Genomic DNA, 15169 nt, shown 5'->3' on the forward strand with positions numbered 1-15169 from the left:
ATGAGTCTGAATTTTCTTGATTTTGAACAGCCGATTGCAGAGCTGGAAGCGAAAATTGACTCGCTGACTGCAGTCAGCCGTCAAGACGAAAAATTAGATATTAATCTGGACGAAGAGGTTCAGCGCCTGCGTGAAAAGAGCGTTGAGCTGACGCGCAAGATTTTTGCCGATCTTGGGGCTTGGCAGATTGCCCAATTGGCACGCCACCCGCGCCGTCCTTATACCCTGGATTATATCAAACACATCTTTACCGACTTCGAAGAGTTGGCGGGCGATCGCGCTTACGCCGATGACAAAGCGATCGTCGGCGGTATTGCGCGCCTGGATGGTCGCCCGGTGATGATCATCGGGCACCAGAAAGGCCGTGAAACCAAAGAGAAGATCCGCCGCAACTTCGGTATGCCGGCGCCGGAAGGCTACCGCAAGGCTTTGCGCCTGATGGAAATGGCCGCCCGCTTCAAGATGCCGATCATCACCTTTATCGACACCCCGGGCGCTTATCCGGGCGTGGGCGCGGAAGAGCGTGGCCAGTCTGAAGCCATCGCGCGCAACCTGCGTGAGATGTCGCGTCTGAACGTACCGGTCATCTGCACCGTCATCGGCGAAGGCGGCTCCGGCGGCGCGCTGGCGATCGGCGTGGGCGATAAGGTGAACATGCTGCAGTACAGCACCTACTCGGTGATTTCGCCGGAAGGCTGTGCCTCCATCCTGTGGAAGAGTGCCGACAAGGCGCCGCTGGCCGCAGAAGCGATGGGCATCACCGCGCCGCGCCTGAAAGAGCTGAAGCTGATTGACTCGGTGATCCCGGAGCCGCTCGGTTCCGCACACCGCGACGTGCCGGCGATGGCGGCCGCGCTGAAAGCGCAGCTGTTGGCCGATCTGAAAGATCTGGACGGTCTGAACGATGAAGAGTTACTCAACCGTCGCTACCAACGTCTGATGAACTACGGCTACTGCTGAGTTCTGTGCTTCGTTGCAAGAAACCGCCTCCGGGCGGTTTTTTTTGGTTCATCGCGCTTTACCGGGGAACGCTGCTTTGATTTTCAGGAAGAAGTAAGCGTTATCCCGGTATCCATAGGCCATCCGCTTCATCACTTTTATCTTATTGTTCATCCCTTCCAGCACGCTGGTATTCAACCTGTGTCTGGCACTCGCGATGATGCCACCGGCATACCCTTTCAGTTTCTCGGCGAAGTGTTGCAACGCCTTGATTCCGCTTTCCTGAGACTGCCTGTACCAGCTTGTCCAGCGTCTCTGCGCCTCTTGTTCACTCGGGGCGTACCACAGTTCTTTCAGCGTCGTTTTCATCAGCCATACCACATTCAGCGGCTGATTCGCCTCCAGCAACTCCGTGAGCTTTACCTCATGCCCTTCGGGCAGGTTTTCTGGGTTGCGCAGCAGCAGCCAGCGGCTGCGTTTGATGACCTGACGCGATTTTGGGTTATCACGGAGTTGATTGGCCTGGTCGACGCGGACCCGGTCGATAACCTCCCGGCCATACTTTGCCACCACATGGAACAAGTCATAGACCACTTCCGCCTGCGGGCAGTGATGCCTGACCTCCAGGTCTAACGCCGTATTCATATCCATGGCGACAGACTGGATAGCAGCACAGCCTTCAGCGCCCAGCCAGACGAAGAAGGGGCGGAAGGCCGCTCTGCTGCGGCCTTCGCCCACCCACAACACCTGTTGCGTATCCGCATCCATCACCACGGTGGCATAGCGATGTCCTTTGAACAGGGCGAACTCATCCATCACCAGACGGCGGAGGGTATGGCGCTGCGGCTCTGTTCGTTCCCGCAGCAGACGCCGGTAGTCGATATTCTTGACCGTATGCCAGTGCAGTCCGGTGAGTTGTGCAACATGTTTAATCGGCAGTAAACGGGTCAGTGACTCAACCCATACGGATAGCGTCGTGGTATATCTCTGGCGTTCAGGCAACCAGCTGATTTTTTCGTTTTTTTTTGGCTACACACCGCCGGATTTTCGTGGTGTTATAGAGACTTGGCCGTTAACTGACAGGAGCTGCCGATGAATATCATCGCCATCATGGGCCCGACGGGCGTCTACTACAAAGATGAGCCGATCCGCGAGCTCCATGCTGCGCTGGCTGCTATGGGATTCCAGCTGGTGTACCCCAAAAACAGCGGCGACCTGCTGAAGCTGATCGAAGCCAACGCCCGCATCTGCGGGGTGATCTTCGACTGGGACGACTACAGCCTGGAGCTGTGCAGCGAGATCAACGAGCTGAACGAATACCTGCCGCTGTACGCCTTTATCAATACCCACTCCACTTTCGACGTCAGCCTGCATGAAATGCGCATGGTGCTCTATTTCTTCGAGTATGGCCTAAATGCGGCCGACGATATCGCGCAGCGCATCCAGCAGTACACCGCGGAATACATCGATACCATTACGCCGCCGCTCACCAAGGCGCTGTTCAACTACGTGCGCGAAGGGAAGTACACCTTCTGCACGCCGGGCCACATGGCCGGCACCGCGTTTCAAAAAAGCCCGGTGGGCTGCCTGTTCTACGATTTCTTCGGCGCCAATACCCTGAAGGCCGACATCTCGATTTCGGTTACCGAGCTCGGTTCGCTGCTGGATCACACCGGGCCGCACCTGGAGGCCGAAGAGTATATCGCGCGTACCTTCAACGCCGAGCAGAGCTATCTGGTCACCAACGGCACCTCCACCGCCAACAAGATCGTCGGCATGTATTCGGCGCCGGCCGGCAGCACGGTGCTGATCGACCGCAACTGCCACAAATCGCTGTGTCACCTGTTGATGATGAGCGATATCGTGCCGATCTATCTGCGCCCGCTGCGCAACGCCTATGGCATCCTCGGCGGCATTCCGCAGCGCGAGTTTACCCGCGAAAGCATCGCCGCCCGGGTGCAGGAGACCCAGAATGCTACCTGGCCGGTGCACGCGGTGATCACCAATTCCACCTATGACGGCCTGCTGTACAACACCGACTACATCAAGCAGACGCTGGAGGTGCCATCGATCCACTTCGACTCCGCCTGGGTGCCTTACACCAACTTCCATCCGATTTACGACGGCAAAAGCGGCATGAGCGGCGAGCGGGTGCCCGGTAAGGTTTTCTACGAAACCCAGTCGACGCACAAGCTGCTGGCGGCTTTCTCGCAGGCTTCGATGATTCATATCAAGGGCGACTACGACGAGAGCACCTTCAACGAAGCCTACATGATGCACACCACCACCTCGCCGCACTATGGCATCGTGGCATCGATGGAGACCGCTGCCGCCATGCTGCGCGGCAACCCGGGGCGCCGCTTGATCAACCGCTCGGTGGAGCGTGCGCTGCATTTTCGCCGTGAAGTGCAGCGGCTGCGCGAGGAGAGCGACAGTTGGTTCTTCGACATTTGGCAGCCGGAAGAGATCGATGAAGCGCAATGCTGGCCACTGGATCCGGACGACAACTGGCACGGTTTTGGCCAGACCGATCGCGATCACATGTACCTCGATCCGATCAAGGTGACGATCCTGACGCCGGGCATGAACGAGCTGGGCACGCTGGAGGAGGAGGGGATCCCGGCGGCGCTGGTGGCGAAGTACCTCGACGAGCGCGGCATCGTGGTGGAGAAGACCGGGCCGTACAACCTGCTGTTCCTGTTCAGTATCGGCATCGATAAAACCAAGGCGATGAGCCTGCTGCGCGGCCTGACCGACTTCAAACGCGCCTACGATCTCAACCTGCGGGTGAAGAACATGCTGCCGGATCTGTACGCCGAGGATCCGGATTTCTATCGCAACATGCGCATTCAGGATCTGGCCGCCGGCATTCACCGCCTGATCTGCCAGCACGAGCTGCCGCGCCTGATGCAGCGGGCGTTCGATGTGCTGCCGGAAATGAAGCTGACGCCGCACCAGATGTTCCAGGAGCAGGTGCGCGGCAACGTGGAAACCTGTGAGCTGGATCAGCTGGTGGGCAAGGTGGCGGCCAATATGATCCTGCCGTATCCGCCGGGCGTGCCGCTGGTGATGCCGGGAGAAATGATCACCGAAGAGAGCCGGGCAGTGCTCGATTTTCTGCTGATGCTGTGCTCGATCGGCGAACGCTACCCCGGCTTTGAAACCGACATCCACGGCGCCAAACTGACGGAGGACGGACGCTATCTGGTGAAGGTGTTGAAAGCCCCGCAGCCGTAATGCATTACACGCCCGGCGGTTTGGAAAGATATGCCGGGCGTTCTCATTGACGTCATCGCCGCCGCCGGATACCTTGCCTCATCAAACCGAACAGGAGAGGCCGCCATGCTGGCGTTACGTCAGGTACACCATATCGCGATCATTGGCGCGGACTACGCCGCCAGTAAGCATTTTTACTGCGACATTCTCGGATTTACCCTGCTGAGCGAAGTCTACCGCGAGGAGCGCGGCTCCTGGAAAGCCGATCTGGCGCTCAACGGGCAATACACTATCGAGCTGTTTTCTTTCCCTTCGCCGCCGGCCCGCGTCAGCCGCCCGGAGGCCTGCGGCCTGCGCCATCTGGCGTTCAGCGTTGACGACATTGACCAGGCCATCGCCCATCTGCAGGCGGCCGGCGTCGCCTGCGAACCGGTCCGCGTCGATCCTTATACCCAATCCCGTTTTACCTTTTTCAGCGATCCCGATGGTTTACCGTTAGAATTATACGAGAGTTAACGGCTTAATCGCCTCCCGGCGGCCACAGCCGGGGGCGGTTATGCTATGATCGCGCCCTTGCCCTACATGCCTACAGAGTTATTTCCGCCATGCAAGAGCCTGCTTTTCGCGTCGGGGAGTGGCTGGTGACCCCTGCCGACAACACCATCAGCCGCGACGGACGCCAAAAAACGCTGGAACCGCGCCTGATCGACATGCTGTGCTATTTCGCCCGGCATCCCGACGTGGTGCTGAGCCGCGACGAGCTGATCGACAACGTCTGGAAGCGCAATATCGTCACCAACCACGTGGTGACCCAATGTATTTCAGAGCTGCGCAAATACCTGAAAGACGGCGACAGCGACAGCCCGGAATACATTATCACCGTGCCCAAGCGCGGGTATAAGCTGGCGACGTCGGTGATCTGGTGTGAAGAAGGGGAGACGCAACCCGCTCCCGCACTGGCGCCGCAGATCGCGGTGATCATGCATGAGCCGGAAGACGGCAGCGAGGAAGACGAGACGCCGTATGTGCCGCCGCGCCGGGCAAGCGCACCGCCTGCCGCGCCCGGCGAAAAGAAGCCGCGTTTTTATCGTCGCTCGACCTTCTGGGTGTGGCTGGCGTTTCTGGCGGCGCTCAGCGTCTGCGTGGCGTTTGTCGGCATCGCCACGCTGTCGCAGCGCGTGCCGGTATCCACCATGCCGGTGTTGCTCAACCCGCGCGATATCGATATTCGCATCCAGGGCGGCGAGAGCTGCAGTAACTGGATGCCGCAGCTCTCTTATGTGGTGGGCGTCAGCGAGCTGATCACCGATTCGCTGAACACCTACTCGACCTTCCTGGTGCACGACCAGACCAACTACAACTATTCCGGCCCCAGCAACTCGGGCAAGTCGCTGTATATCGAGTTCGTCAATCAGCGCCACTATCGCGCCCAGCAGTGTTTCCTGTCCGTGCGGCTGGTGGATAACGCCGACAGCTCAGTCATGCTGGACAAGCGTTACTTTATTACCGCCGATAACCAGCTGAAGATCCAGACCGACTTCCTCTCCAGCCTGTCCGCTGCGCTGAAGCAGCCTTGGCCGCCACAGCTGGCGCAGCGCCTGGCGCAGCTGCTGCCCGACAACGGGCCGTTGCTGCAGCGTTTCTACCAGGCGCATCAGTTGCTGATCCACGGCGACGCCGATTCGTTGACCCGCGCCAGCGCCCAGCTGAGCGAGCTGATTAAAAGCGCGCCGAACTTCCACTACCTGCTGGCCGAAAAGGCGCTGGTGGATCTGCTGCGTAATTCTTATCAACCGTTCGACAGCCAGGCCCTGGCGCAATTGCGCGCCGATATCAGCCATCTGGCGACGATCCCCGAATTGAAAAACACGCCAATCATGCAGCAAGTTCTGGCGGTAGATGCATTGACGCAGGGGCGCATTGACGAGGCGCACCGGGCGATCGATCTGGGGATTGAATTGCAAATGTCGTGGCTGAATTATGTGCTGCTGGGCAAGGTGTATGAAATGCAGGGGCAGAACCATTTGGCAGCGGATTCTTATATTACCGCATTCAATCTTCGCCCCGGCGAAGACACATTGCATTGGATAACCAATGGCGTATTCCAGACGTCATTGACCAACGTGGTGCCTTATTTAAATAACTATCAGCGCCAATAATTAACCGATATCACGCCGCTATTATTCTCCGGGAATCATGGTGGCGTTATTTATTGGTGAAGGTATGTTGCGTGAGTGTATTATTTTGCTGCGCGATATTATTTCTTTTCTGCCGTTTGTTATTTGTTTTTAACCTTTCTATATTGTTGTTTTAAAATGATGTTTATCTTTTCTTTAGCTTACCTTTTTATCTTGATGTGTTAATGAAAAACCTCAGGTTATCATTTGTATGATCATGAGCGTAATCTCACTTTATCTTTAGGACTTTATTCCCCCCGATGGTTAGCATCCTGACTATCAAGCCGGCTCATTAAAATCTTTTATTTATGGGTGTGGCTTATAAGAAACGTAAATCAGGAGAAACTGACCATGGCTTCACCCAAGAAAATAGGGCTTATTGCCTGCACCGGCGTTGTCGCCGGTAATATGATGGGGAGCGGGATTGCCTTATTGCCCGCCAATCTGGCGAGTCTCGGATCTATCGCCATCTGGGGATGGGTGATCTCGATTATCGGGGCGATGTCGCTGGCCTATGTGTATGCCCGCCTCGCCACCAAAAACCCGCAGCAGGGCGGCCCTATCGCCTACGCGGGTGAAATCTCCCCGGCCTTCGGTTTCCAGACCGGCGTGCTTTATTACCATGCCAACTGGATCGGTAACCTGGCCATCGGCATTACCGCCGTTTCTTATCTCTCCACCTTCTTCCCGGCGCTGAACAACCCGGTACCTGCCGGCATCGCCTGTATCGCTATCGTGTGGGTCTTCACCTTCGTGAACATGCTGGGCGGAACCTGGGTCAGCCGTTTGACCACCCTGGGCCTGGTGCTGGTGCTGATCCCGGTGATCGTGACTGCCACCATCGGCTGGCACTGGTTTGACGTCGCCACCTATCAGGCTAACTGGAATACCTCCGGCACCACCGACAGCCATGCGGTCATCAAGAGTATCCTGCTGTGCCTGTGGGCGTTTATCGGCGTGGAATCCGCAGCGGTCAGCACCGGCATGGTGAAAAACCCGAAACGTACCGTGCCGCTGGCAACCATGCTCGGCACCGGCCTGGCTGGCATTATCTACATCGCTGCCACCCAGGTGATCAGCGGTATGTTCCCGGCGTCTGAAATGGCCGCCAGCGGCGCGCCGTTCGCCATCAGCGCCTCGGCGATTATGGGCAACTGGGCCGCACCGATGGTTTCCGCCTTCACCGCCTTCGCCTGCCTGACGTCACTGGGTTCGTGGATGATGCTGGTCGGCCAGGCCGGGGTACGTGCCGCCAACGACGGCAACTTCCCGAAAGTGTACGGCGAGCTGGATAAAAACGGCATTCCGAAGAAAGGCCTGCTGCTGGCCGGTTGCAAAATGACCGCGCTGATGGTGCTGATCACCCTGATGAGCTCCGCCGGCGGCAAAGCGTCCGACCTGTTCGGCGAACTGACCGGCATCGCGGTGCTGCTGACCATGCTGCCTTACTTCTACTCCTGCGTAGACCTGATCCGCTTCGAAGGGGTCAACGTGCGCAACCTGCTGAGCCTGATCGCTTCGGTGTGCGGCTGTGGCTTCTGCTTCATCGCGCTGATGGGCGCCAACTCATTCGAACTGTCCGGCACCTTTATCATCAGCCTGATTATCCTGATGTTCTACGCCCGGAAAATGAATACCCGCCAGGCTGCCAACGCAGCGGCGGTCGATGAAAACACCACGGCCAAAGCGCACTGATTCGCGTCCGCTGACCGACTGAATTTACCCAGCCCCTTTCTTTCCGACCTGTCAGCCGCGACGGGAAGGGGCTTGCTTTGCCAGGAGAAATGCATATGAACGTTATCGCCATCATGAATCACATGGGTGTCTACTTCAAAGAAGAGCCTATCCGTGAACTGCATCAGGCGCTGGAAAGTCTGGATTTCCGCATCGTTTACCCTAACGATCGCGAAGACCTGCTGAAACTGATCGAGAACAACGCCCGTCTGTGCGGGGTGATCTTCGACTGGGACAAATACAACCTGGAGCTGTGCGAAGAGATCAGCCAGCTGAACGAGTACATGCCGCTGTACGCGTTCGCCAACACCTATTCGACGCTGGACGTCAGCCTGAACGATCTGCGCATGCAGGTGCGCTTCTTCGAATATGCGCTCGGCGCGGCAACCGACATCGCCGCCAAGATCAAACAGAATACCGACGAGTATATCGACACCATCCTGCCGCCGTTGACCAAGGCGCTGTTCAAATACGTGCGCGAAGGCAAATACACCTTCTGTACGCCGGGCCACATGGGCGGCACCGCGTTCCAGAAGAGCCCGGTGGGCAGCCTGTTCTACGATTTCTTCGGCCCGAACACCATGAAGTCGGATATCTCGATTTCGGTGTCCGAACTGGGATCGTTGCTGGATCACTCCGGCCCGCACAAAGAGGCGGAAGAGTACATTTCCCGCGTGTTCAACGCCGAACGCAGCTACATGGTCACCAACGGCACCTCCACCGCCAACAAGATCGTCGGCATGTACTCGGCGCCGGCGGGCAGCACGGTGCTGATTGACCGTAACTGCCACAAGTCGCTGACTCACCTGATGATGATGAGTGACATCACGCCGATCTACTTCCGCCCGACCCGCAACGCCTACGGCATCCTCGGCGGCATTCCGCAGAGCGAGTTCCAGCGCGCCACCATCGCCAAACGCGTGAAGGACACCCCGAACGCCACCTGGCCGGTACACGCGGTGATCACCAACTCCACCTATGACGGCCTGCTGTACAACACCGACTTTATCAAGAACACCCTGGACGTGAAGTCGATCCACTTCGATTCCGCCTGGGTGCCTTACACCAACTTCCACCCGATCTACAAAGGCAAGTGTGGCATGAGCGGCGGCCGCGTGGAGGGCAAGGTGATCTATGAAACCCAGTCCACCCACAAACTGCTGGCGGCCTTCTCGCAGGCTTCGATGATTCACGTGAAGGGTGACATCAACGAAGAAACCTTCAACGAAGCCTACATGATGCACACCACCACCTCGCCGCACTACGGCATCGTGGCGTCGACCGAAACCGCCGCGGCGATGATGAAAGGCAACGCCGGCAAGCGCCTGATCAACGGCTCTATCGAGCGCGCGATCAAGTTCCGCAAAGAGATCAAACGCCTGAAAGTTGAATCCGACGGCTGGTTCTTCGACGTCTGGCAGCCGGAGCATATCGATGAGCCGGAATGCTGGCCGCTGCGTTCCGACAGCGCCTGGCACGGCTTCAAGAATATCGATAACGAACACATGTATCTCGACCCGATCAAGGTCACCATTCTGACGCCGGGGATGAGCAAGGAAGGCGAGATGCAGCCGTTCGGTATCCCGGCCAGCATCGTGGCGAAATACCTCGACGAACGCGGCATCATCGTCGAGAAAACCGGGCCGTACAACCTGCTGTTCCTGTTCAGCATCGGCATCGACAAAACCAAGGCGCTCAGCCTGCTGCGCGCGATGACCGACTTCAAACGCTCGTTCGATCTGAACCTGCGGGTGAAAAACATGCTGCCTTCGCTGTATCAGGAAGCGCCTGATTTCTATGAAAACATGCGCATTCAGGATCTGGCGCAGAACATTCACCGCCTGGTGGAGCAACACAACCTGCCGGATCTGATGTATCGCGCGTTCGAAGTGCTGCCAACCATGGTGATGAACCCGTATCAGGCGTTCCAGAAAGAGCTGCACGGCGAAGTGGAAGAAGTCTATCTGGAAGAGATGGTCGGCAAGGTCAACGCCAATATGATCCTCCCATACCCACCGGGCGTGCCGCTGGTGATGCCGGGCGAAATGCTGACCGAGGAGAGCCGGCCGGTGCTGGAGTTCCTGCAGATGCTGTGCGAAATCGGCGCGCATTATCCGGGCTTTGAAACCGACATTCACGGCGCCTATCGTCAGGCGGACGGACGTTATCGGGTGAAAGTGCTGAAGGCGAAATAACCGCAGCCAATAACAGGGGAGGCGCTCGCGCTTCCCCTTTGTCGTTCACCGACTGATGGGAGACCTCCATGAAAACACCCTCACAGCCGCGCGCAATCTACTATGTCGTAGCCATACAAATTTGGGAATATTTCAGCTTTTACGGCATGCGTGCGTTACTGATTCTCTATCTGACCCACCAACTCGGCTATACCGACAGCCACGCCATCGATCTCTACAGCGCTTACGCTTCGTTAGTTTATGTCACTCCTATTTTGGGCGGCTGGCTCGCCGACCGCCTGCTGGGCAATCGCGTCGCGGTGATTGCCGGCGCGGCGCTGATGACGCTGGGGCATATCGTGCTCGGCCTGAGTGCGGTCTCCGCCCAGTCGCTCTATCTGGCGCTGGCCATCATCATCTGCGGCTACGGTCTGTTCAAATCCAATATCAGCTGCCTGCTGGGCGAGCTGTATCCGGCGCAGGACTCGCGCCGCGAAGGGGGCTTCTCGCTGCTGTACGCCGCCGGCAACGTCGGTTCCATTTTGGCGCCGATCGCCTGCGGGTTGGCGGCCGAGCGCTATGGCTGGCACGTCGGCTTTGCGTTGGCCGGGATCGGCATGTTCGCCGGCCTGGCGATCTTCCTGCTTGGCGGGCGCCACTTCCGCCATACCCGCGGCGTGAATGCACCGCTGATGCGCGCCAAAAGCCTGGGTTTGCCGCACTGGGGTTGGCTGTTGGCGGCGCTGCTGGCATCGCCGCTGTTCTTCACGCTGCTGTTTGTGCACGACTGGGCCGGCTATTTGCTCGGGCTGGTATGCGTGGCGGCGGTGGTGCTGGTGGCGCGCATTATGCTGCGTGCGGACGCCGGCCAGCGCCGGGGGCTGTGGCAGATCGCTGTGCTGATGCTGCTGGGCACGCTGTTCTGGGCTTTCGCCCAGCAGGGCGGCAGCTCCATCAGCCTGTTTATCGATCACTTCGTCGATCGGCGCTGGTTCGGCTGGACGGTGCCGACCGCGCTGTTCCAGTCGGTTAACGCCTGCGCGGTGATGCTGGGCGGCGTGGCGTTGGCATGGCTTGCGAGCGGCGACGGTACGGGCGATCGCACGCTGCGCATCTGGTGCAAGTTCGCCTTCGGTCTGCTGTTGATCGGCGTCGGCTTTACGCTGATGGCGCTCAATACGCGGCTGCACGGGCCGGGATCGATGGGGCTGATGATCGCCGGCCTGGCGGTGATGGGCTTCGCCGAACTGTTTATCGATCCGGTGGCGATGGCGCAGATCACCCGGCTGAATATCCCCGGCGCCACCGGCGTGCTGACCGGTATCTATATGCTGGCGACCGGCTCGATCGCCAACTACCTGGCGGGCATTATCGCCAATCAGACCGCCGAGGATCACATCGAGGGGGCGGCGATGCAGGCGTATGGCCGCATTTTCGCTCAGATCGGCTGGGGAGCGGCCGGATGCTCGCTGGCGGTGATCGCGGTGCTGGGCGGCTGGTGGTTGCTGACGCGGCGCCAGGCCCGGACGGTTAATGCTTGATTGATGACGGTAGGCGGGGTTAACGTGCAGCTATGTAGAAGTGACAAAGCCTATCGATGAATACTGATCAATTAACGACGCGGGTGGCGGACCAGTTGGGCGCGCAGCAGCGGCTGCTGGTGGCGTTCAGCGGCGGCCTGGATTCCAGCGTACTGCTGCATGCGCTGGCGGAGTTGCGACGCCAGCGTCCGGCGCTGCAGCTGCGTGCGCTGCACGTGCATCACGGCCTGAGCGCCTTTGCCGACCGCTGGGTTGAGCATTGCCGCAGCCGCTGTGCCGACTGGCAGATCCCGCTGACGGTGACGCACGTGCAGGTGGACGCCCGCCAGGGCGGTATCGAAGCGGCGGCGCGTGCGGCGCGCTATGCCGCCTTCAGCACCGCGCTGACGGAGGGCGAAGCGCTGCTCACCGCTCAACACCTCGACGATCAAAGCGAAACCTTCCTGTTGGCGCTCAAGCGCGGCAGCGGGCCGGCGGGGCTGTCGGCGATGGCGGCGCGCGCGGCGTTGGGTGAGCACCTGCTGTTGCGGCCGCTGTTGGGCTGTTCGCGTCAGACGCTGGAAAGCTATGCGCAACGCCACGCCTTAACCTGGATCGATGACGACAGCAATCAGGACACGCGCTTCGATCGCAATTTCCTGCGGTTGCAGGTGCTGCCGCAGCTCAATCAACGCTGGCCGCACTTCGCCTCGGCGGTGGCGCGCAGCGCCGGCCTGTGCGCCGAGCAGGAGCAACTGCTGGACGAACTGCTGGCGGAACCGCTGCAAAACCTGTTGGCGGCGGATCGCTCATTGGCGATTGACGGCCTGACGGACTGTTCGCCGGTGCGGCGCTTCGCCTTGCTGCGGCGCTGGATCGCGTTGTTTAACGTCGCCATGCCGGCGCGTGAGCAGCTGCAACGCCTGTGGGAGGAGGTGGCGCTCAGCCGGGAGGATGCCGAACCGCAGCTGCAGCTCGGCACCTATCAGATTCGCCGTTTCCGCGGCCGGTTGCACCTGTTGCCGCCGTTGGCGGCGCTGCGCGATGTGCATCTGCCCTGGCAGCCTGACGAGCCGCTGGCGCTGCCGGATGGGCTGGGGCGGCTTGTCGCCGGTGAGGGCGAGCTGGCGCTGCGTGCGCCGCAGCCATCGCAGCGGATCAGCATTCGTTTCGGCGGCGTGCAGGGCACGGTACGCATCGTGGGGCGCACCCATTCGCGGCCGATAAAAAAACTGTGGCAGGAGCTGGGTATTCCGCCCTGGCAGCGTGAACGCATCCCGTTGATTTATTATGATGAGCAGCTGATCGCCGCGCTGGGCGTATTCGTCTGTGAAGCGGGGCTGGTGCCGGAAGGCGAACGCCCATGGCGGCTGCGCTGGGAAAAAAATCATAATAGCGAGGAGCAATGATGAAGTTTGTGGGGATCACGCTGTTGGCCACCGGCCTGTTCAGCCTGCCGGCGTTGGCGGCGGGGGATGCGGCCGCCGGTCAGGCGAAAGCCGCCGCCTGCGCGGCGTGCCACGGCGCGCAGGGCAAGGTGACGGTGCCGATGTACCCGAATCTGGCCGGGCAGAATGCCATGTACCTGCAGCACGCGCTGCAGGCGTATAAGAAAGGGGAGCGCAACGGCGGCCAAGCCGAGGTGATGAAGGCCTATGTGTCGGGGCTGTCGGATGACGATATCGCCGATCTGGCGGCCTTTTACGCCAGCCTGAAGCCTTAAATGACGAGGGCAGCCGTTGGGCTGCCCTGTTGGGATGGGGTTACCGCTACTCAGTCCGACAGACTGACGACCACGGTACCGATTTCCGGATGACTGAAACTGCTGATATGGTCAAGGCGCAGGTCGCGCTGTTGGCCGTTCTGTTCGATGGTCAGATACTCAACGCGTTTCTTTTGCAGCAGGTCGATCGCCTTGGCCTCGATCACTTCTCCGTCGCGTAACTCCAGCTTCAGAATAAGTTTATGCTGACAGGCGAGTTCCAGGTTGTCGTAGTCATCGCAATTGATGGGTTGGTACTCATCATTTATCAACATAGTCGCTCACCAATAAGTTAGCGGCGGCAAAGGCCGCCTGTTCCCTAACGGAGGACGGTAGCGCGTCGTTCGCTGCGACATCGTCCAATGCCTTTAACGCACAAGCCAGCGCATCAGGCACGTAGCCAAGATCTCCACTGCCAATCTCGGCGTAAGTACGGCGTACTAACTCACAGTATTGTTGCACAGTTTCCTCCCTTAAGAACCTCTGCATCATCAAGACCGCTCTCGCGATGAGGCGCAGGCTCTCGGAGTTTTATCCTATCCTAGACGACTATAGCACAGCTGTTATGGAGTTATCAGCACCCTGGCACGCCTTTCGCACTGCCGCGGCCTGGCCGCGCTGGCGGGGTTTGGCCCTGATCAAGTACACTGTCGCCGGATAATAACGAGGTCACCCATGGCGCTGAAAGCAACCATTTATAAAGCCGCGGTCAATATTGCTGATATGGATCGTCACTTCTACCACGACGCCACGCTGACGCTGGCGCAACACCCGTCCGAAAACGAGCAGCGCATGATGCTGCGCTTGCTGGCCTGGATCTGCCATGCGGACGAACGGCTGGTGTTCACCAAAGGGCTGAGCGCCGACGACGAGCCGGAGATCTGGCAGCGCAACGACCACAATGGGCTGGAAATGTGGATCGAGATGGGATTGCCCGACGAGAAGCGCATTCGCAAGGCCTGCAACCAGTCGCCGCGCGTGGTGCTGTACGCTTACGGCGAGCGCGCCGCGCACGTATGGTGGCAGGGAATGCAGGGCAAGGTGGCCGGCCACAAGAACCTGAGCGTGCGTTTTCTCGACGACGAACAGCTGGCGCGCCTGACGGCATTGGCCAGTCGCACCATGACGCTGCAGGCGACGTTGCAAGAGGGAACTATTTGGCTGTCCGATGCTCAGAATAGTCTGGAAATCCAGTTTGCCGAGTGGCAGCAGGCACAGGTGTGACCGGTGCTGGAACTGTCAAGAAACGTAGCCATACCGGATAATGAGCTGGAATTGACGGCGATCCGCGCGCAGGGCGCGGGCGGCCAGCACGTGAACAAAACCTCAACGGCGATCCATTTGCGCTTTGACATCCGGGCATCCAGCCTGCCAGAGTATTATAAGGAACGGCTGCTGGCGCTGAATCATCATCTTATTACCGCTGATGGCGTGGTGATTATCAAGGCGCAAGAGTATCGCAGCCAGGAATTGAATCGCGAAGCGGCGTTGGCCAGGCTGGCCGCGCTGATTCGGCAGGCGATGGTGGTGGAAAAAACCCGCAAGGCGACCAAGCCCACGAAAGGGGCCAAACTGCGTCGCCTGGAAGGCAAGGCGCGTAAAGGCGCCACCAAGGCGCTGCGTGGCAAGGTTCGCACTTAGGAATAC

13 protein-coding genes and 1 pseudogene are annotated in these 15169 nt (G+C 59.3%); 11 read left to right on the top strand and 3 right to left on the bottom strand.

Annotated features, from left to right (window positions below):
- Positions 1-960 (top strand): acetyl-CoA carboxylase carboxyl transferase subunit alpha, encoded by a 960-nt coding sequence (gene accA, locus GF111_RS18055; protein WP_004931972.1) that lies wholly within the window; start codon positions 1-3, stop codon positions 958-960.
- Between the two features lie 48 nt (positions 961-1008).
- Here the strand turns inward: accA and GF111_RS18060 are convergent.
- A pseudogene (locus GF111_RS18060) lies at positions 1009-1959 on the bottom strand (ISL3 family transposase); the annotation flags it as partial.
- Positions 1960-2031: 72 nt separating this feature from the next.
- Here GF111_RS18060 and GF111_RS18065 point away from each other — a divergent pair.
- From GF111_RS18065 to GF111_RS18100, 8 genes are all read left to right on the top strand, one after another.
- Positions 2032-4176, top strand: coding sequence for a lysine decarboxylase LdcC (locus tag GF111_RS18065; protein WP_047729992.1), 2145 nt, complete (start codon positions 2032-2034; stop codon positions 4174-4176).
- Positions 4177-4281: 105 nt separating this feature from the next.
- Positions 4282-4671 carry a VOC family protein gene (locus GF111_RS18070; protein ID WP_038878796.1) on the top strand — a complete coding sequence of 130 codons (390 nt, stop codon included), beginning with the start codon at positions 4282-4284 and terminating at the stop codon, positions 4669-4671.
- Between the two features lie 89 nt (positions 4672-4760).
- A complete protein-coding gene (gene cadC / locus GF111_RS18075) occupies positions 4761-6314 on the top strand; it encodes a lysine decarboxylation/transport transcriptional activator CadC (protein ID WP_060434181.1) in 1554 nt (517 codons plus the stop codon).
- A 369-nt stretch (positions 6315-6683) separates the two neighbouring features.
- On the top strand, positions 6684-8027 hold the full coding sequence (cadB, locus tag GF111_RS18080) for a cadaverine/lysine antiporter (protein WP_038878801.1): 1344 nt from the start codon (positions 6684-6686) through the stop codon (positions 8025-8027).
- A gap of 95 nt (positions 8028-8122) precedes the next feature.
- Positions 8123-10261 (top strand): lysine decarboxylase CadA, encoded by a 2139-nt coding sequence (gene cadA, locus GF111_RS18085; protein ID WP_038878804.1) that lies wholly within the window; start codon positions 8123-8125, stop codon positions 10259-10261.
- Between the two features lie 68 nt (positions 10262-10329).
- The gene (gene dtpD, locus GF111_RS18090) at positions 10330-11781 is read left to right on the top strand and encodes a dipeptide permease DtpD (protein WP_048234599.1); all 1452 of its coding nucleotides are present in this window, start codon (positions 10330-10332) and stop codon (positions 11779-11781) included.
- A 56-nt stretch (positions 11782-11837) separates the two neighbouring features.
- The gene (gene tilS, locus GF111_RS18095) at positions 11838-13169 is read left to right on the top strand and encodes a tRNA lysidine(34) synthetase TilS (RefSeq protein ID WP_147191237.1); all 1332 of its coding nucleotides are present in this window, start codon (positions 11838-11840) and stop codon (positions 13167-13169) included.
- Positions 13169-13483, top strand: a complete 315-nt coding sequence (locus GF111_RS18100) for a cytochrome c (protein WP_033649818.1) — start codon at positions 13169-13171, stop codon at positions 13481-13483. Before tilS ends, GF111_RS18100 begins: the two co-directional genes overlap by 1 nt.
- Positions 13484-13533: 50 nt before the next feature.
- Here the strand turns inward: GF111_RS18100 and rof are convergent, their stop codons facing one another.
- Together rof and GF111_RS18110 are read right to left on the bottom strand one after the other, a co-directional pair.
- Entirely contained in the window at positions 13534-13797 is a 264-nt protein-coding gene (rof, locus tag GF111_RS18105; RefSeq protein ID WP_102779882.1) for a Rho-binding antiterminator, read from the bottom strand.
- On the bottom strand, positions 13784-13984 hold the full coding sequence (locus GF111_RS18110) for a YaeP family protein (RefSeq protein WP_102779885.1): 201 nt from the start codon (positions 13982-13984) through the stop codon (positions 13784-13786). The genes rof and GF111_RS18110 overlap by 14 nt, the downstream gene beginning before the upstream one ends.
- A 213-nt stretch (positions 13985-14197) precedes the next feature.
- Between GF111_RS18110 and GF111_RS18115 the strand changes: the two genes are divergently transcribed.
- Positions 14198-14746, top strand: a complete 549-nt coding sequence (locus GF111_RS18115) for a YaeQ family protein (RefSeq protein WP_033649819.1) — start codon at positions 14198-14200, stop codon at positions 14744-14746.
- Between the two features lie 3 nt (positions 14747-14749).
- Positions 14750-15163, top strand: coding sequence for an alternative ribosome rescue aminoacyl-tRNA hydrolase ArfB (gene arfB / locus GF111_RS18120; protein WP_028127523.1), 414 nt, complete (start codon positions 14750-14752; stop codon positions 15161-15163).
- Positions 15164-15169 lie beyond the last annotated feature (6 nt).

The sequence above is a fragment of the Serratia sp. HRI genome (genome assembly GCF_010119335.3).
Taxonomy (GTDB): domain Bacteria; phylum Pseudomonadota; class Gammaproteobacteria; order Enterobacterales; family Enterobacteriaceae; genus Serratia; species Serratia nevei.

Coding starts and splice junctions, on each gene's coding strand:
- accA (WP_004931972.1), top strand. CDS start 1: ATGAGTCTGAATTTTCTTGATTTTGAACAGCCGATTGCAGAGCTGGAA.
- rof (WP_102779882.1), bottom strand. CDS start 13,797: ATGTTGATAAATGATGAGTACCAACCCATCAATTGCGATGACTACGAC.
- GF111_RS18065 (WP_047729992.1), top strand. CDS start 2,032: ATGAATATCATCGCCATCATGGGCCCGACGGGCGTCTACTACAAAGAT.
- dtpD (WP_048234599.1), top strand. CDS start 10,330: ATGAAAACACCCTCACAGCCGCGCGCAATCTACTATGTCGTAGCCATA.
- tilS (WP_147191237.1), top strand. CDS start 11,838: ATGAATACTGATCAATTAACGACGCGGGTGGCGGACCAGTTGGGCGCG.
- GF111_RS18100 (WP_033649818.1), top strand. CDS start 13,169: ATGAAGTTTGTGGGGATCACGCTGTTGGCCACCGGCCTGTTCAGCCTG.
- cadA (WP_038878804.1), top strand. CDS start 8,123: ATGAACGTTATCGCCATCATGAATCACATGGGTGTCTACTTCAAAGAA.
- GF111_RS18070 (WP_038878796.1), top strand. CDS start 4,282: ATGCTGGCGTTACGTCAGGTACACCATATCGCGATCATTGGCGCGGAC.
- GF111_RS18115 (WP_033649819.1), top strand. CDS start 14,198: ATGGCGCTGAAAGCAACCATTTATAAAGCCGCGGTCAATATTGCTGAT.
- cadC (WP_060434181.1), top strand. CDS start 4,761: ATGCAAGAGCCTGCTTTTCGCGTCGGGGAGTGGCTGGTGACCCCTGCC.
- cadB (WP_038878801.1), top strand. CDS start 6,684: ATGGCTTCACCCAAGAAAATAGGGCTTATTGCCTGCACCGGCGTTGTC.